The organism is Bacteroides sp. OF03-11BH, assembly GCF_003604005.1.
Lineage (GTDB): Bacteria > Bacteroidota > Bacteroidia > Bacteroidales > Bacteroidaceae > Bacteroides > Bacteroides ovatus.
On record NZ_QTMW01000124.1, the window covers coordinates 1 to 962 of the forward strand.

Consider the following 962-nt stretch of genomic DNA (forward strand, 5'->3'; position numbering starts at 1 on the left):
GTGTACAACTACTATTCGGACTTTGCCGAGAAGGGGTACTACAACCGCATCATCGCCGGGAACATCAATCAGGTGTTGAAGGTGGACAGCGTGGTGTGCGATTTCAACGGCTATCCCTACCGTGCCGTGACCTACGCCACGCAGAAGATCATCCGGCAGAGCAACGTCACCGAGCGCAGCCTCGTGACTACGTGCCGCCTCTTGAACTCGTCCCGTTCGGACGACAATCCCAACGGTTTCACCATCGAGGGATTCACCATCATCGAGAACAAGGATTTACAAACCATCAAAAGGTAACGGACATGAAGAAAATCAGGAAATCATTTTGGCGTGCGTACTGGAAACTCCACGACAAAAAGAAAATGCTGGTGGCAAGGCTCAAAGGCTATCTGGACGGTTTGCCCCCGAAGACACGCAGGCGCATCGTGCTGGCGATGCTCGCCGCCTTTGCGGTGCTTGCCCTCTACACCTTCGGCAAAGCCGTCTATGAAATCGGCAGGAATGACGGCAGCCGGATGGTAACAGACCATGCCGGACAGGTGGAACTGTCCATAAAGCCGGACAACAATCATAATGTAATACCTTATTTATATGGAACAGACGAAGAATGAACCTAAAAACGAGAACAAGGCGGCTCCCGACAACGGGAAACCGAAGAAGGAGCGCAAGCCGCTGACCGAAGCCCAAAGGCTGAAACGTCAGAAAATGATAGTGCTGCCCGCTATAGTGCTGGTATTCATCGGTGCTATGTGGCTGATATTCGCCCCGTCTTCCGACAAGGAGCAGCAACCGGGAACGGGTGGTTACAACATCGAAATGCCCGACGCTGACAAGGCGAACCGCCAGATCATCGGCGACAAGGCGAAAGCCTACGAACAGGGAGCAATGGAGGAACGGCAGGAGAACCGCAGCCGCGCCATGCAGGAACTGGGCGATATGTTCGACCGCGAGGTGGCGGAAAC

At 54.2% G+C, this 962-nt stretch carries 2 protein-coding genes and 1 pseudogene; all 3 read left to right on the forward strand.

Annotated elements, in window-relative coordinates:
* Positions 1-297 (forward strand): conjugative transposon protein TraK (gene traK / locus DXA54_RS27960; protein WP_120081214.1); only part of this gene is annotated, 297 nt, incomplete at its 5' end.
* A 5-nt stretch (positions 298-302) separates the two neighbouring features.
* A complete protein-coding gene (locus DXA54_RS27965) occupies positions 303-611 on the forward strand; it encodes a TraL conjugative transposon family protein (RefSeq protein ID WP_120081216.1) in 309 nt (102 codons plus the stop codon).
* A pseudogene (locus tag DXA54_RS27970) lies at positions 592-962 on the forward strand (conjugative transposon protein TraM); the annotation flags it as partial. The gene DXA54_RS27965 and the pseudogene DXA54_RS27970, both read left to right, overlap by 20 nt.